We start from the raw sequence: 21335 nt of genomic DNA on the forward strand, positions 1-21335 counted from the left end.
TCATGCGCATTTCGGTCCTCCTTGGCCTGTCGATCGCTGCCTGCTCGCCGGTAACCGAGGAGGCTCCGATTGCGTCTGCCCCGGCAGATGCTGCAGGCGCGCTCTTCGTGGCCGGAAAATTCGGCAACACGCTGGCCAAGGTCGATCTTGCGACCGGGGAGCAGGTTGCGTCTGTGGCAAGCTGCGCCAATCCTCATGAATTGGCTACGTCGCCAGACGACAAACATGTGGCACTCGCTTGCTATGGCGGGACGAGTGTGGACATCTTCCTGACTTCGGATCTGTCAAAAGTAGCCAGTATCGATTTGGGTGCGAATGCCCGTCCGCACGGGATCGTCTGGCACGCCAATGGCGATTTATACGCCACAGCAGAAGGGCGTCAGTCGATCTTCTGGATCGCCAACCCGCTCGGTGATGCCAACACGTTCGAATATGGGACCGGAAAGCAGGGCAGCCACATGCTGGCTGTCTCGCCCGATGGTCGGCATGCCTGGACCACCGACCTGGGCTCCAAAACTGTGACCTTGGTGGATCTCAAGACGCGCCGCGCGCCGCAGTCTGTCGAGGTGGGCGAGGAGCCGGAAGGCATCGCGCTCAGCCCCGATGGCGAGACACTTTGGGTTTCGGCGCGCGGGTCAGACAAGGCATTTGCGCTCGACCCTATGACCCTCGCGATCAGACATGAAGTCGCAACCGGCGATTTCCCGCTTCGCATCGCCATTCGCCCGCAAGGCGATTTCGCGGTCACCAGCGACCTGGCAGATGCCGGTTTGACTGTGATTGATCTCAAATCTGCCGAAGCAATCCGCACCATCCCAGTATCCAGCCGGGATGAGGCCGAGGACCGGACACAAGTCACGATCCTCTGGTCGCCCGACGGAGAACGGATTTATGCGGCAGAAACGCGCGCGAACACCATCGCAGAGGTTGATTTCGCTAGCGGCAAGGTTCTACGCCGCCTGCCAGGAGCGGGAGGCGGTGACGGGCTGGCGATAATCGAATGAAGACGAAGAAAGTTTTGCCGATCGTGGGCTGGCGCGAGCTGGTCCAGCTACCCGACCTCGGGCTGCACAGTATTCCTGCCAAGATCGATACAGGGGCGCGCACATCATCCTTGCATGCTGTTGTTCTCGACGAATTCGAACGCGACGGCGAAAAGTTCGTGCGTTTCGCCGTCGATTTCGAGGAGCCTCACGTTCGGCAAGTCTGCGAGGCGGTGCATGTTGACGTGAGGGGCATCACAAGTTCAAACGGCGAAAAACAGGACCGCTATGTCATCAAGACGCCGCTACGGATCGGCGATGTCGAATTCCGCGCCGAAATCAGCCTTGCGGACCGCTCCGACATGAAGTTTCCGATGCTTATTGGACGCTCCTCACTGCGCCGCCGATTTGTCGTCGATTCCGGACATTCCTGGCTTCAAAAGCCCGAAACAAAGACCAAGAAAGGTCACAAGCCATGAAAATCGCAATGCTTGCTCGCAATCCGAACCTCTATTCTCACAAGCGGCTGAAAGCGGCGGCGGAAGAGCGTGGGCACGAACTCGTGATCCTCAACACCACACGGTGCACGGTCAATATTGCAAGCCACCGCCCCACGGTGATGTACAACGGTGAAACTCTTGGCCAATTCGATGCAGTCATCCCGCGTATTGGCGCCTCGATCACGAATTATGGCCTCGCGGTCCTGCGCCAGTTTGAAATGAGCGGCACATGGCCCCTCAACGAAAGCGTGGCGATCGGACGTAGCCGGGACAAGCTGCGCTCCACCCAGATCATGGCGAAATACGGGCTGGGACTGCCTCTCACAGCCTATGCGAATGATCCCAAGCAGGCCGAAGCCATCATTAAGGCCGTCAATGGGCCGCCAGTGGTCATCAAGCTGCTCGAAGGGACACAAGGGATCGGCGTGGTACTCGCCGAAACGCTGAAGGGCGGAGCATCAATCATCGAGGCGTTTCGCGGTGCGAACGTCAACATCATGGTGCAGGAATTTATCAAGGAAGCGGGCGGATCGGATATCCGCTGCCTAGTAGTGGGCGGCAAGGTCGTCGCAGCGATGAAGCGTCAGGGCGCAGAAGGCGAATTCCGCAGCAATCTCCACCGCGGCGGCAGTGCGCAGCTGATCAAAATTACGCCTGAAGAACGTTCGACCGCAGTTCGTGCAGCAAAAGCCATGGGCCTCAATGTTTGCGGCGTGGACTTGCTCCGCAGCAATCACGGCCCGGTGATCATGGAAGTGAACAGCTCCCCCGGTCTCGAAGGCATCGAGAATGCAACCGGCAAGGATATTGCGGGTCAGATCATTGAGTTCATCGAAGCAAACGCGAAGCCTGGCAAAACCAAGACCAAGGGTAAGGGTTAGCTTTCAGCGCCCTCAGGTTTGAGGCTTATCTAAACGGCGGTTCATTAAAGGCGCGCAGCTTGCGGCTGTGGAGCCTTGGACCCTCTTCGCGAAGCAAGCGGCACGCGGTCACGCCGATCTGGAGGTGGGCCGCGATGGCTTCTTCGTAAAACTTGTTCGCCTGACCGGGCAGCTTGATTTCACCATGAAGCGGCTTGTCAGACACGCAAAGCAGAGTGCCGTAAGGAACGCGGAAGCGGTAACCCTGCGCCGAAATCGTTGCGCTTTCCATGTCGATCCCGACTGCACGGCTCAGACTGAGACGGCGGGCCGAACTGGTGTAGCGCAGCTCCCAATTGCGGTCGTCGGTGGTGACGACGGTGCCGGTGCGCATCCGCTTTTTCAGATCGCTGCCATGTTCGCCCGACACTTCTTCTGCTGCTGCTGCCAACGCCTGCTGGACCTCTGCAATAGCGGGAAGGGGGATCTCTGGCGGCAGGACCGGATCAAGCACATGATCGTCGCGCAGATACGCATGGGCGAGGACGTAGTCGCCAATCTTCTGGCTAGGGCGCAGGCCGCCGCAGTGGCCGATCATCAGCCAGGCTTCGGGACGCAGCACTGCAAGGTGATCACAGATGGTCTTCGCGTTGGACGGTCCAACACCAATGTTGACCAGCGTGATGCCTCCGCCGTTCTCGCCAACTAGGTGATAAGCCGGCATCTGGTGGCGCCGCCAAGCGGTGTCTGAAAGCTGGTCGCGCGCGTTTTCGGTCGCTTCGGTTAGCAACATTCCGCCAGCACCAGCGAGAGCTTTGTAACCGTTCTTGCCCAGCTGCGATCCAGCCCAGTCTACGAATTCGTCGACATAACGGTGATAGTTCGTGAACAGGATGAACCGCTGAAAATGTTGCGGATCGGTCCCTGTATAATGGGCGAGGCGGGCAAGGCTGAAGTCCGTGCGAAGGCCGTCAAACAGTGACAGTGGGATGGGATCTTCGGGATTGTCGAGTTCGATCCCGTCAGCCAGCTCGTCGCCGATATCGGCGAGATCGGTCGAAGGGAAGTGGCGCGCGATTTCGTTCGGATCGATCCCGGCAAGTACTGCGCCAGCTTCGCCATCGAGCACGTAAGGGAAAGGAATTTCCTGCCGTGAAGAGCCCACTTCGATCTCGATTTCATAATTCGAACCGATCAGTTCGAGCTGTTCGCGCAAATAGCTGCGAAACAGGTTCGGCCGCGTGACAGTCGTGGAATACATTCCCGGCATGTTGAGCCGACCAAATGCACGGCTGGAGCCTTCCGGCATTACGCCGCCGCGAAACAGCAAACGCAATTCCGGATAGGCATAGCTGCCATCATTGCGGCGTTCGGGCGCAGGCAATTCGCGCGTCTTGCCGAAAGCGATCACGTCTTCGCGAAGGCGGTTGATCGCCGCATCGTAGACGGATTCGAGCTTGTCGAGGATCTGGTCGATCGTTTCCATGGCTGGATTATCTCCTGGCTCTTTGTTGTTTTCGTGACACCTTCTGCCACACGAATGCAGTTGTTACAAAAAGGGCGCGGGGACCGAAGTCGCCGCGCCCTGAATGCTTGGTTTCGAAAAGGCTTAGCCTTCGTCGCCTTCCGGCTTCGTCGCTTCGATGAGGGATTCGCTTTCGCTGGCGCCTTCTTCGGTGCGGACGCCATCTTCGAGCATGTCGGCGGGGATTTCACCCGGCTCGAGGCCCGTGTCGATGCGGTTGGCTTCGGACTGCTCTTCGATCTCGCGCTGTTCGTCTTCGAACATCTGCGCAAGAACGTCGACGCCCTGGCTCTGCAGTTCAGCTTCGTCGTCCGAACGGGCAACGTTTGCCTTCACGGTGACGGAAACCTCGGGGTGAAGGTCGATGCGCACGTCATGCATGCCGATCGTCTTGATCGGGTTACCCATGATGACCTGCTTCTTGTCGATCTCGTGACCCTTTTCGGCAAGGCCGTTCACGATATCGCGAACGTTGACCGAACCGTAGAGCTGACCGGCGTTAGATGCGGCACGGATCAATACGACCTCGGCACCATCGACCTTTTCGCCAGCCTTTTCAGCTTCGCCGCGACGTTCTGCGTTTTCTTTTTCAAGACGCTCGCGGTTGGCTTCGAAGACCTTCTTGTTTGCCGAGTTGGCACGAAGGGCCTTCTTCTGCGGAAGAAGGAAGTTACGCGCATAGCCGTCTTTTACGGTGACAACGTCACCGATCGTGCCGAGCTTTTCGATGCGCTGAAGGAGAATAATATCCATGATGTCTTCTCCTTACTTCACGATGTACGGCAGCAGGCCGATGTGACGCGCGCGCTTGATCGCCTTGGCGAGTTCGCGCTGCTTCTTGGCACTGACTGCGGTGATGCGGCTGGGAACGATCTTGCCTCGCTCGGACATGAAGCCCTGCAGGAGACGAACGTCCTTGTAGTCGATCTGCGGCGCGTTCTTTGCGGCGAACGGGCAGGACTTGCGGCGGCGGAAAAACGGACGGGCCATCAGTTACGCTCCTCGCGTTCACGGCGCTTCTTGGTATCGCGCTCGTTCTTGCGCATCATAACCGAAGGACCTTCTTCGTGCTCGTCGACCTTGATGGTCATGTAGCGGATGACGTCTTCGTTGATGCGTGTCTGGCGTTCGAGTTCTGCAACAACGGAGCCGGGGCCCTCGATGTTGAGCATTACGAAATGCGCCTTGCGGTTGCGGTCAATCTTGTAAGCGAGGTTCTTGAGACCCCAGGTTTCGGTCTTGGTGACCTTGCCTTCGTTATTTTCGACGATTTCTGTCGCGTTGGCGGCGAGCTGATCAACCTGAGCCTGGCTCAGGTCCTGTCGCGCCAAGAAAACATGCTCGTAATGAGCCATGCTCTTGTCCTTTCACTGTCGGCCGATCGCTGGCTGATCCGCGGGATTGCGGGGCCCCTCCGGCTTTCTTCTTATCCCTGCCGAGCTCTGCACGGATGTAAGGGATGCGCGCACATAGCCGGATTCGGTGTGAATGCAAGCCAATCTCTCCTCTTGCAGCGTCGGAACGTGCGAGGCAGGGGGCCGTTGGCAATGTCAAACAGGAGATAATGCGTGCCCGGCGGACTTGTAGCACTTTTAGACGACGTTTCGATCATTGCCCGGACCGCGGCGGCTTCTGTCGACGACATCACGGTTGCGGCAAGCAGGGCGGGCACCAAGACTGCAGGCGTCGTGATCGACGATGCTGCGGTCACTCCGAGCTATGTGACCGGCCTGAGCCCAGCACGCGAGCTGCCGATCATCTGGCAGATCACCAAGGGCAGCCTCAAGAACAAGCTCCTGATCCTGCTTCCGGGTGCCCTGCTGTTAAGCTGGCTGCTTCCCTCGGCGATCATATTCATCCTGATGGCAGGCGGCGCATACCTGTCATACGAAGGCGCCGAGAAGGTCATGGAAAAGCTGGGCGGCGAAAAGCACGGCAAGACCCTGGAAGACGAGATCGTCGATCCCGTCGCGTTTGAAAAACAGCGCGTTGCCGGTGCCATTCGCACGGATTTAATCTTGTCAGCCGAGATCATGGCCATCACGCTGAACGAAGTCGCGTCGGAAGATTTCATCGTTCGCGCTGGGGTTCTTGCCATCGTTGGTATCGCCGTGACATTGTTCGTATACGGCGCTGTAGCGATCATCGTGAAAATGGATGATATTGGCCTCCACCTGGCCGAGCGAAGCTCACAAACAGCACAGACATTCGGCCGCTTCCTTGTGCAATCGGTCCCCTACCTGCTCAAGGCACTGTCGTTTATCGGAACGATTGCCATGTTGTGGGTTGGCGGCGGCATTATCCTGCACGGCCTCCACGAACTTGGCATTCACGGACCCTCGGACTGGGCGCACGGAGTGCAGCATGCAGTCGAGGCTGTAACTGGCGGCCTGTCAGGACTTCTGGGATGGGCGACTTACGCAGCGATCTCGGCGCTCGCAGGCTTGGTTTTAGGCTTCGTCGTCGTCTTCGTCCTGCACAAGGTAGTCAAGATGGGGCATGGCATAGGCGAAGGTGCGGAAGCGCACTGATTTATCAGGACAACCTTTTGAAAACGCGCCTGGCAAACTCGCTTAGCGTGTCGTCGCGCGCGCCCATGATGACTATCCTGTCGCCGGGGCGCGCTGCGCTGACGAGCTGATCTTCGATATCCTTGCGGGATGGGATGTGATCTGCCTGGCCGCCTGCTTCGGTGATCAACCTGACGATACGTTCGCTGCCTTCGCTGCGGTCGACGGTTCCGCCGTAGTAGACGGGATCTGAAAGGATCACCCGGTCTTCGGCGTCGAGTACGTCGGCGAAAGTCTGCGCCAGCTCGGCTCCCATCTGGCGTAACGGGCCGTAACCGTGGGGCTGGAAGAATGCGATGACCCGGCCCGGGTGGGCGCGCAGCGTTCGCAGTGTCGCAGCGCATTTTTCGGGGTTATGGCCAAAATCATCAATCACCGTGATGGCCGCATGGGTGACGCCGACAATGTCGAAACGCCGCGCCAAGCCTTCGAAACCGGCGAGCGCATCGACCGCTTCTGCAATCGGAACGCCTGCTGCGGCGGCGCCTGCAATAGCGGCGAGTGCGTTTGAGAGGTTATGCCTGCCGGGCATGTTTAGACGCAGAGCATACTGACCGCCATCGTGGCGATCCACCACCATGGCGGCCTGCCTGACGGGGCCCTCGGCAATGCTGCCGGGCACAATGCCTATCTGCGCCTTCTCCTGATCGATCCCGAATGTGATAACTTCCTTTGCCCGCGGAAGAAGGGCCAGCGCCTCTTCATCATCGGCATTGATCACGGAAATCCGGCTGCGAGAGAGATAGTCGCCGAACAGCTGCCTCAGCTCGGCCATGCTCTTGTGGTCGAGCGATACGTTCAGGAGGATACCCACCGCCGGACCATACAGCGCAATTGATCCGTCACTTTCGTCGACCTCACTGACGTAGAGACTTTGCGATCCCACTACGGCGCTCGCGAAAGGGCGCTGCGGTGATACGAAGTTCTTCATCACCGCACCGTTCATGATGGTGGGCGCGCGTCCGGTTGCCTCGAGGATCCAGCCGAGCATGCCGGTCACGGTAGATTTGCCGCTTGTCCCCGCGACTGCCAGTCCGGCACCGCTGGTGTTGAACAGGATCGAGTTCAGCTCGGCACGCGTGACGCGCAGGCAACCCAAGTCATTCGCCTGCTGGATCTCGGGCACGCTATCTTCAATCGCTGCAGAGGCGACCACGATCTGGTCGCCTGAGACGATCCCGCTCCCGTCCTGGGGGTGAAGTTCAAATCCCTGGCTCTCAAGCGCCGCGAACTTTTCCGGCGTGCGGCCCTGATCGAAACTGCGGTCGGAGCCTGCCACGGTGCAACCACGCCCCTTCAGGATCTGGGCAAGAGGGAGCATTCCTGATCCGCCGATGCCGACGAAGAAAAAGGGGCGCGCGAAAAGCTCATCAGGGCTGGGGAAGTCACTCATTACTGCTTCGCTATGCAGTTGCAGCCGTCAAGACAAGCGGGCATGACCGCAAGTGTGCACCGTCCGATCCGAAAAGTCGCCATTTGCGCCCCCGCAACGCCCCTCAAGCGCAAATATGCCGAGGCTGTCGCAGCCTTGGCAAAAGCGGAATATCCCGAGATTGATCTTCACTTCCACGAACAGTGTTTCGTTGAAGAAGGTCACTTTGCTGGCCCAGACGAGATACGTCTTGCCGCCCTGCTGAATTGCGCAAACGATCCCTCCATCGATGCCGTGTGGTTCGCCAAGGGCGGATATGGGTCGAATCGAATTGCCCAGGCATTCATCGATCACGTTTCGGATGCCGCGCGGGAGAAATCCTACTTCGGCTATTCCGACTGCGGGACGCTGCTTGGTGCCCTGTATCGCGCCGGCATCGGCCAGAGTGTGCATGCGCCAATGCCGGTCGATATCAAGCGCGAAAGGGGAAAGGACGCCGTCCGCCGCACTCTGTCGTATTTCGCCGGCGATGAAAGCGGCCTGGAACCTTCCCTGGGGAAGAAGCCCGCAGTCGCGTTCAACCTTTATACCCTCGCGATGTTGGTCGGCACGCCGCTCATGCCAGACCTATCCGGCCATGAAGTGATGATCGAAGAAGTCGGTGAATACGAGTACGCTATCGACCGCTTGCTATTCCACGTCACGTCGCAGCTTGGCGATATTGCGGGCCTGAGGCTTGGCGAAATCACCGCCATTCCCGTTAATGACCGTCCGTTCGGCTCCAATGCCGAGGAGATTGCGCAGGATTGGTGCAGCCGTAGCGGCATCCCTTACCTCGGCCGTGCCCAGGTTGGTCATTCATCTGCCAACAGGATCGTACCTTTCGGCCTTGAGGCTAGGGGCTTGCGCGCCTAAGCGCCGCCCCAACAGGAGAGAAACATGACGGCATTCATCTTTCCCGGTCAGGGAAGCCAGAAGGTAGGTATGGGCGCGGAATTATCCGAAGCCAGCGCCCATGCGCGCGAGGTGTTCCAGGAAGTGGACGATGCCCTGAACCAGAAGCTGTTCTCGATCATGAGGGACGGACCGGAAAGCGAGCTCACGCTCACCTCCAATGCACAACCTGCCATCATGGCAAACTCCATCGCCACGCTGCGCGTTCTGGAGAAAGAATTCGGCATAGTGCTCGCGGACACAGCTGACTGTGTTGCTGGCCATTCGCTGGGTGAATATAGCGCGCTTTGTGCTGCCGGTGCGTTCGGCCTTGCTGAAACCGCCAGGCTCTTGCGCCTCCGCGGTTCTGCCATGCAGGACGCCGTGCCAGTGGGTGTCGGATCCATGGCTGCCCTTCTGGGGGCTGACATCGAAAAGGCGACTGCTCTGGCAAAGGCAGCAGCACAAGGTCAGGTTTGCGATGTCGCCAATGACAACGATCCCACGCAGGTCGTGATTTCAGGTCATGTCGAAGCGATCGACCGTGCCATCGAACTGGCCAAGGAACACGGTATCAAGCGGGGCATCAAGCTCCCCGTGTCAGCGCCATTCCATTGTTCGCTAATGGAACCCGCGGCCCAGCGCATGAAAAAGGCGCTGGAAGAAACATCGCCTTCTGCGTTCGCGGTGCCGATCTTCGCCAACGTAACGGCGTCGCGTGTCACCGACCCGGCAGAAGAACAAACGCTCCTGATCGAGCAGGTAACCGGCCGTGTGAGATGGCGCGAAAGCGTTCTCGCGATGCGCGAAGCGGGTGTCGAACGGTTTGTGGAGCTTGGCGGAAAAGTGCTCGGCCCGATGGTTGGACGCATCGACAAGGAGGCGGCCACGGTCAGCCTCATCACCATGGAAGATCTCGAAAATTTCGCCAAGGAGAACGCATGATGTTCAGCCTAGAAGGTAAGACCGCACTTGTTACCGGCGCCAGCGGCGGCATCGGTTCGTCCATCGCCTATGCTCTTGCAAGGCAAGGTGCGCGCCTCGCCCTATCGGGTTCGAATGGCGACAAGCTGCGCGCATTCCGGGAACAGCTGATCGAGGAAGTCGGCGGAGATCACGTCGAGATCACGTGCAATCTGTCGGACACCACGCAGGTCGAAGAATTGATCCCCGCGACCGTCGACACGCTTGGCAGCATGAATATCCTGGTCAACAACGCCGGTATTACTCGCGATAATCTCGCCATGCGCATGAAGGACGAGGAATGGGACGAGGTGATCCGCATTAACCTCGAAGCGAGTTTCCGCCTCATGCGCGCCAGCGCGCGTCCAATGATGAAGGCGAAGGGCGGCCGGATTATCTCGATCACCAGCGTGGTCGGCCACACCGGCAATCCGGGCCAGATGAACTACGTCGCTGCCAAGGCAGGCCTGACTGGCATGAGCAAGAGCCTCGCGCAGGAACTGGCCAGCCGGAATATCACCGTGAACTGCGTGGCTCCCGGCTTCATCCGCACTGCGATGACCGATGCGCTGAATGATGACCAGAAAGCCGCGATCAACAGCCGCATCCCGATGGGTCGGATGGGCGAGGGCGACGAAATCGGCGCCGCCGTGGCATATCTCGCTTCCGACGAGGCAACGTATGTCACCGGGCAAACGCTGCACGTGAACGGCGGCATGGCGATGATGGGGTAAATCCCCCTGTTATCCCCAAGGAATCGGCGTGGGAGCGGGGTAGCAGCCTGCTGGAGCCTTGCTCCCATATATCGCCTCGCTAAGGTCGTTATCCGTATTCCGGCGCGTCGGGGCGATTCCGACCCTTGCACCGCCTAACAGGGACGAAAGTAGGACCCATGAAGGCCACCATCGAACGCGCTACGCTGCTGCGCTGTCTCTCCCACGTGCAATCGGTCGTTGAGCGCCGCAACACGATCCCCATCCTTTCGAATGTGCTGATCGAGGCCGAGGGTGACGGTCTCAAGGTCATGGCGACCGACCTCGACCTTCAAGTGGTCGAGCATATGGATGCCGCCAGCGTCGAATCGCCTGGTTCCATCACGGTGTCGGCTCACCTGCTGTTCGATATTGCGCGCAAATTGCCAGAAGGCAGCCAGGTCAGCCTCGAAGCGGCGGAAAACCGCATGGCAATCAAGGCAGGCCGCAGCCGCTTTTCGCTCCCGACCCTTCCGCGGGATGATTTCCCGGTAATCGTCGAAGGCGATCTTCCGACCAGCTTCGAACTTCCTGCCAAGACATTGGCAGAGATTATCGACCGGACGCGCTTTGCAATCTCGACTGAGGAAACCCGCTATTATCTCAACGGCATCTTCTTCCATGTTTCGGATGAAGACCAACCGGTATTGAGGGCGGCTGCAACCGACGGCCACCGGCTCGCTCGTTTCACGCTTCCCCGCCCTGAGGGCGCCGAAGGAATGCCGGACGTGATCGTGCCGCGCAAAGCCGTGGCAGAGCTTCGCAAACTGCTGGACGAGAAAATGGACAGCAATGTCCAGATCGACCTTTCAGCCAGCAAGATCCGCTTCGCTCTTGGCGGTGACGGCGGGGTCGTACTGACCAGCAAGCTCATCGACGGTACCTTCCCGGATTATTCCCGCGTCATTCCGACAGGGAACGACAAGCTGCTCAGGATTGATCCGCGCACGTTCCACGAAGGCGTCGACCGCGTCGCGACGATTGCCACCGAAAAGACCCGTGCGGTCAAGATGGGGCTCGAAAAGGACAAGGTGACGCTGACGGTCACTTCGCCCGACAATGGCACGGCAACCGAAGAGCTTCCCGCTGAGTATAATTCGGAAGAATTCGAGATCGGTTTCAACGCCGGATATCTCAAGGACATCCTCGGCCAGATCGACAGTGACAGCGTGGATATCCATCTCGCCGATGCAGGTGCGCCAACATTGATCCGGTTGAACGACGATAGCGCGGCGCTCTATGTCCTGATGCCGATGCGGGTGTAACCGCTCGCCAAGCGCACGTCCTGCCGCTAGCGTCTCTTCTGAGAAGGAGACAAATCATGCAGCAGGTTCAAGTCCAGAAATCCGAACTCACCAATGCGAAATTGGTCGAGCGTGAGGCTGGGCCGCTTGCCGATGGCGCGGTGCGCCTGGCCATCGAGAGTTTCTCGGTCACAGCCAACAACGTAACCTATGCGGTGGTTGGCGATGGGTTCGGATACTGGAACTTCTTTCCTGCGCCCGAAGGCGAAGGCATCGTCCCGATGTGGGGTCACGCGCGGGTAGCCGAAAGCAACAATCCCGACTTCGCCGTGGGCGAACGCGTCTATGGCTATCTCCCGATGGCCAGCCATCTCGATGTCGTCCCGGGCAAGGTTTCGCCCTCTGGCTTCATGGATATAGCCGAACATCGCCAACCGATGAGCCCGATCTACAACCAATACAGCCGCTTGGCGAACGACCCGGAACACGATCCGGACCGGGAAGGGGAGCGGATGATCTTTGGTCCTCTGTTCAAGACAGGCTTCCTCATCGAATATTTCATGCGTTCGGAAAATTGGTTTGGCGCAGCCCAGGTCATCCTGACCAGCGCATCCTCCAAGACCGCGCTGGGGCTCGCCAGCGTTTGCAAGCACCGCTCGCCCCAGGTTCGCCGAATCGGGCTGACGTCGGCTGGCAATGTGAAGTTCGTGGAGGACAGCGGTCTTTATGACCAAGTGCTCTCCTATGATGATGTCGACCAATTGCCGATTACAGACAGCGTCACAGTCGACTTCGCCGGCAATTCCGACCTGCTGCGATCCATTCACGAAAAGATGGGTGATGCCCTTAAGTATTCGTGCCTGGTCGGGGTAACCCATGTCGATGAACGCGGCGGCGGCACGGCTGGCATACCGGGTCCAAATCCGACGATGTTCTTTGCGCCCGACCATGCGGTTGCGCTGTTCAAATCGGTCGGACCGGAAGAAGCTGGCAAGCAGATGGCGTCAAGTTGGCGTAACTTCCTCGCCGATGCTGGCGGGAACATCGAGATCGAGCGTTTCCAGGGTCTTGGCAAGGCCCGCGAAGTTTTCCTCGAGATGATCGGCGGCAAGGTCGATCCTGCAAAAGGTATCGTGATCGAGCCGTAACCGTTGCGCTAAATGTCGACCGCAATCTTGCCGAAGTGGCCGCCGCTTTCCTGATGCCGGAATGCGTCGGCCAGTTCTGCCAACGCGAAGGTATCGCTGATGATTGGCTTGATCGCATTGGCTTCGATCGCGGCAATCATGTCCTGCTGCATCTTGCGGCTGCCCACGGTCAGGCCCTGGACGGTCAGGTTCTTGCTGAAAAGCAAGGCCGTCTGCACTGGTCCCGCAAATCCGGCCAAGACGCCAATTAGCGACACATGGCCTCCGACACGGGTTGCCAACATCGACTGGTCGAGAGTTCCAGCGCCGCCAATTTCCACGACGCAATCAACTCCTCGTCCCCAGGTGAGCTCAAGCGCCTTGGGGCCCCATGCTTCGACCTCTTTGTAGTTGATCAAGTGGTCTGCGCCCATCGCTTTCACCCGTTCCAGCTTTTCGTTCGATGAGCTGGTGGCGATGACCTTGGCGCCCGCGGCTTTGGCGAACTGGAGCGCGAAGATGGAAACTCCGCCCGTACCCTGCACAAGCACCGTGTCCCCCGGCTTCAGTTTGTAGTCGACGAATAGTGCCCGCCAGGCTGTGAGGCCGGCGCAGGTTAGCGTGGCCGCCTCCGCATGACTGAACCCGGCTGGTGCGCGCGTGAACCAATGCGACGGGGCGGTGATCCGTTCGCGCGCATACCCATCGATGCCATCACCCGGAACGCGGGTGAAAGCGGCTTGTGGTGGCTCGCCATCGAGCCAGTCGGGAAAAAATGTACTCACGACATGGTCGCCAACAGCGAACTCGGTCACATCGCTTGCGACCGATGTCACCACGCCTGCGCCGTCGGACATGGGAATACGCCCCTGCGCGCTAGGGATCATGCCTTTGACGACAGCATAGTCGTGATAGTTGAGTGAACTCGCCTTGAGATCGACAGTGATCTCGCCTGCCGCGGGAGCGGATGCGTCATCGATGTCTACCAGTTCGAGTGCGTCGAGGGTGGAGGGCGCAGAGCCTGTGCGGATAGCCTTCATTCTGCAGCTTCCGCCAATTCGGCGCGCTGAGGCCCCCTGATCAGACCGCCGGGCGCAGCGCCGGTCCACTCGCCGTCGCGAAAGGTGATTGTGCCGTTCTTGATTGTCGCGACATAGCCGTCTGCTTTCTGAAGCAATCGCTTCCCGCCCGCAGGCAGATCGAATGCCAACCAAGGCTTGCCAAGTTTCAGCCGGTCCATGTCGATAATGTTGATGTCGGCAAGAAACCCGGGTGCCAGCACACCGCGATCCTCAAGCCCATAGAGACGCGCTGTATCGGCGCACTGCCGCTTGATGGCGTTTTCCAATCCGATCGTTCCCCGCTGACGATCACGGACCCAGTGCTGGAGCATGAAGGTCGGTGAGGCCGCGTCGCAGATGGTGCCGCAATGCGCGCCGCCGTCAGAGAGCGAATTCACGGTGTCGTCAGAGTGCTGCAGATCGCGCAGGAAATCCAGATTGCCATCTGCGTAATTCAGGATGGGCAGGTAGATGAACCCCTTGCAATCATCGCTGCACAGCAGGTCATATACGTATTCATCGCCCGTCACGCCGCCCGCCTTTGCACGCTCGAGAATGCTCTCTTCAGCGGTGGGCTCGTAATTGAACTCCGGGTCCATTTCGAATTGCATGTTCCAGCCGCCGCAAACGACCCTTATCAAACCCATTATGTCAGGATTGACGTCTGAAAAATCATGCTGCTCGGTCAAAATGCGTGCCTTGAAATCAGGATCGAGCAGCTTCGCTTTCTGCTCTTCCCAAGGAAGGTCTTCGATCTCTTTCCAGCTCGGTTTCAATCTGAACGGATGAACCGTGCCCTGCCATGCCATGACGATGCCGTTACCGCGTAGGGCGATCTGGGCGACGATGTTGGCGCCGTTGTCGTTCTCGGCTCGCATGCTTGCGATCTGTTCGTCGAGCGGCATTTCCTTTGCGATTGACTGAAGTGCCGCGAAGGTCACGGGCAGACCCGTCTCGCGGCTGAGTTTGCCCATCCAGCCAAACTCGTCCCACTCGCGCATCATGTCACTGGCCATTTCGAACACGCCGTGACCCGCGCGGCCCATTGCGCGGCCGATTTCGACAAGTTCCTCTGCAGTTGCTGTTGTCCCTGGCACGACTTCGCCCTCGACATCGCGGTGGAGGACGGTGCGCGAGGTGGAGAAACCCAGGGCTCCCGCACGGACACCTTCTTCGACAATTGCGGACATCTTCGCGATATCGTCAGCGGTCGGAACTGCGCCCGGCCGCTCACGATCACCGAGGACATAGGCACGGACGGACCCGTGGGGCACGTGCGTGCCAACATCCACGGCCCGCGGCATTTTCTCCAAAGCATCGAGATATTCTGGGAAGGTTTCCCAATCCCAGCTCATGCCTTCGGCCAACGCAGTGCCTGGAATATCTTCGACACCTTCCATGAGGCCGATCAGCCATTCGTGCTTGTCTGGCCGAGCCGGGGCAAAACCTACGCCGCAATTGCCCATTACGACCGTGGTCACGCCGTGCCAGCTCGATGGGGCCATTTCCTGATCCCAGGTGGCCTGTCCGTCATAGTGGGTATGAATGTCCACAAAGCCCGGTGCCACCAGCATTCCCGCTGCATCAATTTCTTCTGCGCTGTCACCGGTCACCTTACCCACTTGGGCGATCAGGCCGTCCTTGACTGCGATGTCTCCAATGAAGCGCTCAGCGCCGGTTCCATCTACGATGGTTCCGTTGCGAATGATCAGGTCGAATGCGGGCATGTCTGTGGATTCCTCTCTTCCGTTAAAGAAGGTTCCACATTGCAACCGATGAGTCCAATTTTTTGCGTTATCGTGCCTCGGCAGGCATTCGGACGGATAAGAGGAAGCCGAATCCGATCGCGAACAGGATTGTGATCGAAGCCATCCCGATCCGCTGGTCATTGAACCACAGGGTGAAATACTGGACCAGTAGCGGCCCCATCCAGACCGTGATCGTTCCGGCAATGGCAAACAGACCAAAGAACTCGCCGCTGCGCCCCGGCGGTGCGAGGGTGACCAGCATGGTTCTGCTGGAGGATATGCTTGCCGTCACAGTGACGGCCACGACGCTGATCAGGCCAAGGTAAGTCAGGTCCGACAAGGTCTGGAACACCAGTCCGTCCCACACTTGAAAGTTATCTATCATGCCGAAGAACAGGCTTTCCTGTGTCAGGCTCCATTGCACGAGCATGGCGGCTACCATGCCGACAATTTCAATGATCAGGGCGTTTTTCACGCCGACCTTGTGATCGAGCCAGCCGCCGAAAATACCGCCCAGAAACGCCCATGCGCTGGCAAATATCGCGTAGCAGAGCATTTCTAGGAAACCCCACTCGAGGAACAGCGCGACATAGACTGCGCCCAGTGCGAGTAGGGCTGCCATCCCGTCGGCATAGAACATTCGGGCGAGCAGATATTTCATGAGTTCGCGGTATTGAGCCGCCTCGCGCAGGGTCTTTACGACACTTCGCGCACCGTCAACTACAGCCCGTCTCCAACTGGCGCCTGGTATGCCAGGATCGTTGGCGTGCAGGAAAAACGGAATGGAGAATGCCGCCAGCCATACCGCGCAGATCGGACCAGCTATCCTGACATGCTCAAACTCGGAGGTGTCGATGCCAAATTGAGGTTCGGCAAATGGCCAACCGATCATCTCAGGCAAAACGAACAACAACACCAGCGCGAGGAAGATCAGCGTGGCAGCCAGATTGCCAAGGCCCAGCCCGAGGCCTGAAATCATGGAGAGGCGGTCTTTGGTGCCGGCCACGCTCAACATCGAGTTATGTGTGACCTCGGAATAGGTAAAACTGACATAGGCAATCACCAGCAGCGCCATGACGGCGCTCGCCGGCAAGCCTTGGCCCCCGGGCTGGGCAAACCAAAGAAGCGCCGAGCAAGTAGTGATCGACACCAGGAAAATAGCCAGTAGCGGTTTAAGCCGTCCGCCCCGGTCGAGTGCGGCCCCGAGAAAGGGTGCGGTCAGTGCCGCGATAATCCCGGCCCACTTCGTGACCGATGCGATTGTCGCCTGCCCTTGGGCGTTTGCGGCGTTGCGCGCTTCGTCCTGACCAAGATGGCCAAGTTCACCGCTTGCAATGAGATCCGCCCCGATGATGTCGCGCGCGAAATAGGGCGCGAAAATGTAGATGACGATCAACAGGTAATAGGGATTACGAGCCCACTCGAAGACAGCCCATGCAAAGCCGGTTTTGCCCAACGCACCGCCTTCACCCGAGTGGGGTCGGGCGGCGAGAGGGCGGAAATTCGGGTCGGCTTGAGCGGTTTCCATCGGTCGTTATCTCCTGTCCGATGGCCCGCAGACAACGCGTCAGGCGGCCCGTCGCGTTTCGCTTTCTGTGTCTGGTCCATCCAAGAACGTGCGGAGGGCGTCTACGCTCTCGTCGGCATGGGTGAGGAGAAACAGATGGCCTCCGCCTTTCATGACTTCGAGACGCGCGTTGCGAATGACCGAAGCCAGGATACGGCCGTTGATGAGCGGTACGATCTGGTCATCGTCTCCCATCATGATCAGCACTTCCTTATTCAGGAATGGCAACGCAGGCAGGCTGGTCCAACCGAGCATCGCGAGGAGCTGGTAGACATAACCGCGAGGGGAAGGGGGTTTGAGGCGGCCGATATGGCTGTCTTTTTGGTGTGCTGAACCATCCTGATCGACGCCGCCATAGAGCGTGGCGAAATGCTCGTTCATGAATTTCGCATCGATATAGCGGCGCGGGTCAGCCATTTTCGAAAGGGCAGCCGGATTTCCTGGGACCATCAACATGCCTGCAGTGGTCGCGGCGAGCACCACGCGGCGGGTACGCCTTGGATGCTGCAAGGCGAAATGCTGCGCCATCGCGCCGCCCCAGCTCACTCCCATGACGTCGACAGTGCCGACGCCCAGCTGGTCGAGAATTTGCGTAGCAGTCCAGCACATCGTGAACGGATTGTACGGCATCACCGGATCCGGGCTTTCACCTGTGCCCGGCATATCGAACATCACGAACGCCCGCTCCGTCAGCATTTCTGCCAGCGGTGCGACGGCTTCTATGTTCGCTCCGATCCCGTTGAAAAACAGGATCGGCGGGTAATCGCTTTTCTCACCCAGCCGCCAGTGTGCAACACGCAGCGTGCGACCGCCAGCCTCGATCAATTCGACCGTGGCGGTCATTGGTTCGTTCTTCGATGCGGTCACACGATTATCCTGCTGCTTGCTGACAAGTGTGTCAGCACTCCTCCATAACGTAGAGACCGGGGGCGGGGTCCAGCGGTTTATAGTCTTTGTTCCCCAGTTTTGCGGGAGCTTTCTTCTTCTTGCCGCCGCGCGCCTGCACCCATTCCATCCAATATGGCCACCAAGAGCCTGAAACTTCTTCAGTTCCCTTGAGCCACTCGTCAGCGGTTTCCGGCAGCTTCTTTTTGTCATCTTTCTGGATGTAATACCGGGCTTTTGGGTTGCCCGGGGGGTTCAAAATGGCCTGCATGTGGCCCGAATGTGACAAAACGTAGGTCACATTCTTGGAGCCAAACAGGCGGGTAGAGCGATATGTCGCCTTCCATGGAGTGATGTGATCGGTGACGCCGCCAAGGATAAACAGGTCGCTGGTGACCTTTGAAAGGTCGATCTTGTGGTCGACCATCTCGACCTCACCCTTCTTGGTGAAGGCAAGCGTTTCGAAAACGGTCAGGAAATCGCCCATCAGCGAAGCTGACAGGTTGGTCGCATCGGCATTCCAGAACAGGACGTCAAAAGCGGGCGGATCCTGACCAAGCAGGTAGTTATTGATGACGTAGTTCCAGATCAGATCATTCGGACGCAGCCAGGCGAAGCCGCGCGCCAGGTCATCGCCCTTGATGACACCTTTTTTCGCAGCCCTGCGCTTGGCGAGCGAAAGTCCGTTTTCGCTCACCAGCGAACCGGCTTCGATATCATTCTGCTTCGGGTGCAGCACACAAACCATCAAGGTCAACGCGCCGAGCAGATCGTCCTTGTCCGACGCCATTTTGCTGGCGAGCATGGATGCGGTCTGCCCGCCCGAGCAACCGGCCGATACATTGACCTTTTTGGAACCGGTGATCTTGCTGACCGCCTCCATGGCCTCGCGGCAGGAATGCACATAGTCGGCCATATCCCAGTGGCCCTGTTCCTTGGTCGGGTTCTTCCAGCTGATCACGAAAGTCTGGATTCCGTTATCCAGCTGGTACTTCACCACCGATTTTTCAGGCGTGAGGTCATTGATATACATCTTGTTGATCTGCGGGGGGATGGTGAGCTGCGGGATCTCGTACACTTCGTCAGTCGTCGGGGCGTATTGCACCAATTCCATCATTTCGGTCCGCAAAACGACCGAGCCCTTCGACGTGGCGATATTCTCGCCGAGTTTGAATGGCTTCTTGTCGACCTGACTCACCATGCCCTTGTTATGGACCATGTCTTCATAGGCGTTCTTGAGGCCCTTGATCAGGCTCAGGCCGCCGGAATCGATTGCCATCTTCTGCGCGGTGGGATTGCCAATCAGCGTATTTGTTGGCGCCAAACCATCGATGATGATGTTGGAGATGAACCGCGCGCGATCCTTCTCAAGCTCGTCCAGCTCCAGGTCTTCCAGCCAGCGCGAAGCGCCTTTCTGGACCGCAAGATAGTACTGCATCCCGGCGCGCATGAACGGATTGTACTGCCATGCCGGATCCTTGAACCGTTTGTCCTTGGGATCGGGAGTGATATCGCTCTTGCCGGTCATGATCTTGATCATGTCCTGACCCACTGCTTGGCTATGCTGCATCAGTCGCTTGGGGTCTGATGCCGTCTCGCGCAGCATGACGGCAACCGCACCGAAAATATCCTCGCGCGTGAGACCAATGAGCGGGCCGAGTGCGCTGGTGGATTGTGCGGCTTCGTCTTCGAGCTGTGCCATATTGTTCGGATCCTCTTGGTTCTTAACTTTTTTCAGTATTTCAACGCAGGGAAGGGCGCCAGTGTTCCGTCTATTGTCGGGCCGCAATCATGCTTGCAATATCGACGAATTTTTCTCGCGGTGCGCCCTCTCTTGCCGCTGCCGCCTCGGCTTCATCAATCTTTTGCCAGTCGCGGAAAGTCACGATGTCGAGATGGCGTTTCGCGGCAAGCTCATCAAAGCCGTCGCGGCCTTTCTTGCGTGACCCTTGTCCAATGTCTTGCGCGACCTTTTCGATAACGCCGTATCCATCGGGGCGATTGGTGCCAATGGTGCCAGTCGGGCCACGCTTGGCCCAGCCGACACAGTACAGTCCGGGGAGAATGCGTCCATCGTCATTGGCGAAGCGGCCTTGGCGTTCGTCAAAAGGGACGCCTTCGACCGGTGAGGAGCGGTATCCGATGCAGGTGACCACGAGGGTCGCTGGAATCTCGTAGGTCTCGCCAGTGCCGATGGCGCGGCCTTTTTCGATTTTGGTTCGTTCGACTTCGACGGCGCGCAATTTTCCATCTTCCTCGATGAACCGCGTGGGGTTGGCGAAAAAATCGATCTCGATCCCGATGGCTTTCTCGCCGTGGATATTCTCGGGAATGGCAGCAAAGTCACGCAGGAGACCGACCGATTTTCGCTGGCCGGGCTCGAGGATCGCATCATCATCGACCGGCGGCAGATCGGATTTGTCTACCCGGGGGCTTGCCCGTTCCAGATGCATGAGCTCGCCCAGTTCCTTGGGCGTCATCATGATCTGGTGCGGTCCACGCCGGCCCACGATCGTGATCGTGTCGAGCTTGGAGCCTCGCAAGGCAGACAATGCGTGTTCGACGATGTCGGACCCGGCGAGCTCATCCTCTGTTTTCGAAAGAATGCGGGCGACATCGAGTGCAACATTGCCCATTCCGATAACAACCGCGTTGCGTCCCTGGAGGTCGGGATCGATATTCGCGAACTCGGGGTGGCCATTGTACCAACCCACGAATGCGGCGCTGCCCAGAACATTGGGCAGGTTCTCACCCTCGATACCCAGCGTCCGGTCCTCCGGGGCACCGGTGGCGAAAATGACAGCGTCGTAGAGCTCCTGCAATTCCGCGACTGTCACGTCTTTGCCAACATCGACATTGCCGACAAACCGAACGTTGTCGCTAAGCGCAGTCTTCTCATATCGTCGGGCGACACCTTTGATAGACTGATGATCCGGTGCGACACCTGTTCTGATCAGGCCATATGGAACGGGAAGCTTGTCGAACACGTCAACACGGGCATCCTCGCCCCATTGTTTTCCGGCCGCTTCGGCAGTGTAATAGCCTGCAGGTCCAGACCCGATAATCGCGATATGACGCATATGCGGTATTCTCCCCCGCCTCTCCGAGGGATGACCATGCCTCCCCTCTCGCCGCGAGGCAAGCTCCCGCTACCGGCGCGCCTGTGCGGCTTGCTATGGTTATGCATTGAGTAACGATTTCCGGCTAGAGACGCGTGCTCGCTGATTTGGCGAATATGACTGACA

Annotated in this window: 20 protein-coding genes; 9 read left to right on the forward strand and 11 right to left on the reverse strand. The window is 58.7% G+C overall.

The annotated features are described in order from the left end of the window. Positions 1–2: 2 nt before the first annotated feature. Genes K3166_RS05155 through rimK form a run of 3 tightly spaced genes read left to right on the forward strand, consistent with a single transcriptional unit; the run spans position 3 to position 2364 of the window. A complete protein-coding gene (locus tag K3166_RS05155; RefSeq protein WP_221423599.1) occupies positions 3–1004 on the forward strand; it encodes a YncE family protein in 1002 nt (333 codons plus the stop codon). Further along, the gene (locus K3166_RS05160; protein ID WP_221423600.1) at positions 1001–1462 is read left to right on the forward strand and encodes an ATP-dependent zinc protease family protein; all 462 of its coding nucleotides are present in this window, start codon (positions 1001–1003) and stop codon (positions 1460–1462) included. The genes K3166_RS05155 and K3166_RS05160 overlap by 4 nt, the downstream gene beginning before the upstream one ends. After that, complete coding sequence (gene rimK / locus K3166_RS05165) at positions 1459–2364, forward strand: 30S ribosomal protein S6--L-glutamate ligase (RefSeq protein ID WP_221423601.1); 906 nt, start codon at positions 1459–1461, stop codon at positions 2362–2364. The genes K3166_RS05160 and rimK overlap by 4 nt, the downstream gene beginning before the upstream one ends. Before the next feature lie 25 nt (positions 2365–2389). Here the strand turns inward: rimK and K3166_RS05170 are convergent, their stop codons facing one another. The 4 genes from K3166_RS05170 to rpsF all read right to left on the reverse strand — a co-directional run bounded on the left by K3166_RS05170 (position 2390) and on the right by rpsF (position 5223). Further along, on the reverse strand, positions 2390–3829 hold the full coding sequence (locus K3166_RS05170) for an AMP nucleosidase (protein WP_221423602.1): 1440 nt from the start codon (positions 3827–3829) through the stop codon (positions 2390–2392). A gap of 123 nt (positions 3830–3952) precedes the next feature. Then, positions 3953–4621 carry a 50S ribosomal protein L9 gene (gene rplI, locus K3166_RS05175; protein ID WP_221423603.1) on the reverse strand — a complete coding sequence of 223 codons (669 nt, stop codon included), beginning with the start codon at positions 4619–4621 and terminating at the stop codon, positions 3953–3955. 12 nt (positions 4622–4633) lie between these two features. Further along, on the reverse strand, positions 4634–4858 hold the full coding sequence (rpsR, locus tag K3166_RS05180; RefSeq protein WP_221423604.1) for a 30S ribosomal protein S18: 225 nt from the start codon (positions 4856–4858) through the stop codon (positions 4634–4636). Next, entirely contained in the window at positions 4858–5223 is a 366-nt protein-coding gene (gene rpsF / locus K3166_RS05185) for a 30S ribosomal protein S6 (protein ID WP_221423605.1), read from the reverse strand. The genes rpsR and rpsF overlap by 1 nt, the downstream gene beginning before the upstream one ends. 213 nt (positions 5224–5436) lie before the next feature. Between rpsF and K3166_RS05190 the strand changes: the two genes are divergently transcribed. Next, positions 5437–6399, forward strand: coding sequence for a DUF808 domain-containing protein (locus tag K3166_RS05190; protein WP_221423606.1), 963 nt, complete (start codon positions 5437–5439; stop codon positions 6397–6399). Between the two features lie 4 nt (positions 6400–6403). Here K3166_RS05190 and K3166_RS05195 read toward each other — a convergent pair whose 3' ends face one another. Continuing rightward, complete coding sequence (locus K3166_RS05195; RefSeq protein WP_221423607.1) at positions 6404–7831, reverse strand: glutamate ligase domain-containing protein; 1428 nt, start codon at positions 7829–7831, stop codon at positions 6404–6406. Between the two features lie 42 nt (positions 7832–7873). On the opposite strand from K3166_RS05195, the gene K3166_RS05200 reads away from it, so the two are divergent. From K3166_RS05200 to K3166_RS05220, 5 genes are all read left to right on the forward strand, one after another. Next, a complete protein-coding gene (locus tag K3166_RS05200; RefSeq protein ID WP_247714744.1) occupies positions 7874–8725 on the forward strand; it encodes an LD-carboxypeptidase in 852 nt (283 codons plus the stop codon). A gap of 24 nt (positions 8726–8749) precedes the next feature. Then, entirely contained in the window at positions 8750–9688 is a 939-nt protein-coding gene (fabD, locus tag K3166_RS05205) for an ACP S-malonyltransferase (RefSeq protein WP_221423608.1), read from the forward strand. Next, entirely contained in the window at positions 9688–10440 is a 753-nt protein-coding gene (gene fabG / locus K3166_RS05210; RefSeq protein ID WP_221423976.1) for a 3-oxoacyl-[acyl-carrier-protein] reductase, read from the forward strand. Before fabD ends, fabG begins: the two co-directional genes overlap by 1 nt. A gap of 158 nt (positions 10441–10598) precedes the next feature. Beyond that, positions 10599–11723 (forward strand): DNA polymerase III subunit beta, encoded by a 1125-nt coding sequence (gene dnaN, locus K3166_RS05215; RefSeq protein ID WP_221423609.1) that lies wholly within the window; start codon positions 10599–10601, stop codon positions 11721–11723. 56 nt (positions 11724–11779) lie between these two features. Then, positions 11780–12850: a DUF2855 family protein gene (locus tag K3166_RS05220; protein ID WP_221423610.1), complete on the forward strand. Its 1071-nt coding sequence runs from the start codon at positions 11780–11782 to the stop codon at positions 12848–12850. A gap of 8 nt (positions 12851–12858) precedes the next feature. Here K3166_RS05220 and K3166_RS05225 read toward each other — a convergent pair whose 3' ends face one another. The 6 genes from K3166_RS05225 to K3166_RS05250 all read right to left on the reverse strand — a co-directional run bounded on the left by K3166_RS05225 (position 12859) and on the right by K3166_RS05250 (position 21170). Continuing rightward, positions 12859–13869, reverse strand: coding sequence for a zinc-dependent alcohol dehydrogenase family protein (locus K3166_RS05225; protein ID WP_221423611.1), 1011 nt, complete (start codon positions 13867–13869; stop codon positions 12859–12861). Then, positions 13866–15617 (reverse strand): N-acyl-D-amino-acid deacylase family protein, encoded by a 1752-nt coding sequence (locus K3166_RS05230; protein ID WP_221423612.1) that lies wholly within the window; start codon positions 15615–15617, stop codon positions 13866–13868. Before K3166_RS05230 ends, K3166_RS05225 begins: the two co-directional genes overlap by 4 nt. Before the next feature lie 67 nt (positions 15618–15684). Then, the gene (locus tag K3166_RS05235) at positions 15685–17166 is read right to left on the reverse strand and encodes an MFS transporter (protein ID WP_221423613.1); all 1482 of its coding nucleotides are present in this window, start codon (positions 17164–17166) and stop codon (positions 15685–15687) included. A gap of 39 nt (positions 17167–17205) precedes the next feature. Then, positions 17206–18072 carry an alpha/beta fold hydrolase gene (locus K3166_RS05240; RefSeq protein WP_247714745.1) on the reverse strand — a complete coding sequence of 289 codons (867 nt, stop codon included), beginning with the start codon at positions 18070–18072 and terminating at the stop codon, positions 17206–17208. A 31-nt stretch (positions 18073–18103) separates the two neighbouring features. Continuing rightward, positions 18104–19792: a PHA/PHB synthase family protein gene (locus tag K3166_RS05245; RefSeq protein WP_221423614.1), complete on the reverse strand. Its 1689-nt coding sequence runs from the start codon at positions 19790–19792 to the stop codon at positions 18104–18106. 70 nt (positions 19793–19862) lie between these two features. Then, on the reverse strand, positions 19863–21170 hold the full coding sequence (locus K3166_RS05250) for an FAD-dependent oxidoreductase (protein ID WP_221423615.1): 1308 nt from the start codon (positions 21168–21170) through the stop codon (positions 19863–19865). Between the last annotated feature and the right edge of the window lie 165 nt (positions 21171–21335).

Source organism: Qipengyuania psychrotolerans (assembly GCF_019711355.1).
Lineage (GTDB): Bacteria > Pseudomonadota > Alphaproteobacteria > Sphingomonadales > Sphingomonadaceae > Qipengyuania > Qipengyuania psychrotolerans.

Coding starts and splice junctions, on each gene's coding strand:
- K3166_RS05160 (WP_221423600.1), top strand. CDS start 1,001: ATGAAGACGAAGAAAGTTTTGCCGATCGTGGGCTGGCGCGAGCTGGTC.
- K3166_RS05230 (WP_221423612.1), bottom strand. CDS start 15,617: ATGCCCGCATTCGACCTGATCATTCGCAACGGAACCATCGTAGATGGA.
- rplI (WP_221423603.1), bottom strand. CDS start 4,621: ATGGATATTATTCTCCTTCAGCGCATCGAAAAGCTCGGCACGATCGGT.
- K3166_RS05170 (WP_221423602.1), bottom strand. CDS start 3,829: ATGGAAACGATCGACCAGATCCTCGACAAGCTCGAATCCGTCTACGAT.
- rpsF (WP_221423605.1), bottom strand. CDS start 5,223: ATGGCTCATTACGAGCATGTTTTCTTGGCGCGACAGGACCTGAGCCAG.
- K3166_RS05200 (WP_247714744.1), top strand. CDS start 7,874: ATGACCGCAAGTGTGCACCGTCCGATCCGAAAAGTCGCCATTTGCGCC.
- K3166_RS05225 (WP_221423611.1), bottom strand. CDS start 13,869: ATGAAGGCTATCCGCACAGGCTCTGCGCCCTCCACCCTCGACGCACTC.
- K3166_RS05195 (WP_221423607.1), bottom strand. CDS start 7,831: ATGAGTGACTTCCCCAGCCCTGATGAGCTTTTCGCGCGCCCCTTTTTC.
- rimK (WP_221423601.1), top strand. CDS start 1,459: ATGAAAATCGCAATGCTTGCTCGCAATCCGAACCTCTATTCTCACAAG.
- K3166_RS05250 (WP_221423615.1), bottom strand. CDS start 21,170: ATGCGTCATATCGCGATTATCGGGTCTGGACCTGCAGGCTATTACACT.
- K3166_RS05235 (WP_221423613.1), bottom strand. CDS start 17,166: ATGGAAACCGCTCAAGCCGACCCGAATTTCCGCCCTCTCGCCGCCCGA.
- fabD (WP_221423608.1), top strand. CDS start 8,750: ATGACGGCATTCATCTTTCCCGGTCAGGGAAGCCAGAAGGTAGGTATG.
- K3166_RS05245 (WP_221423614.1), bottom strand. CDS start 19,792: ATGGCACAGCTCGAAGACGAAGCCGCACAATCCACCAGCGCACTCGGC.
- fabG (WP_221423976.1), top strand. CDS start 9,688: ATGTTCAGCCTAGAAGGTAAGACCGCACTTGTTACCGGCGCCAGCGGC.
- rpsR (WP_221423604.1), bottom strand. CDS start 4,858: ATGGCCCGTCCGTTTTTCCGCCGCCGCAAGTCCTGCCCGTTCGCCGCA.
- dnaN (WP_221423609.1), top strand. CDS start 10,599: ATGAAGGCCACCATCGAACGCGCTACGCTGCTGCGCTGTCTCTCCCAC.
- K3166_RS05220 (WP_221423610.1), top strand. CDS start 11,780: ATGCAGCAGGTTCAAGTCCAGAAATCCGAACTCACCAATGCGAAATTG.
- K3166_RS05155 (WP_221423599.1), top strand. CDS start 3: ATGCGCATTTCGGTCCTCCTTGGCCTGTCGATCGCTGCCTGCTCGCCG.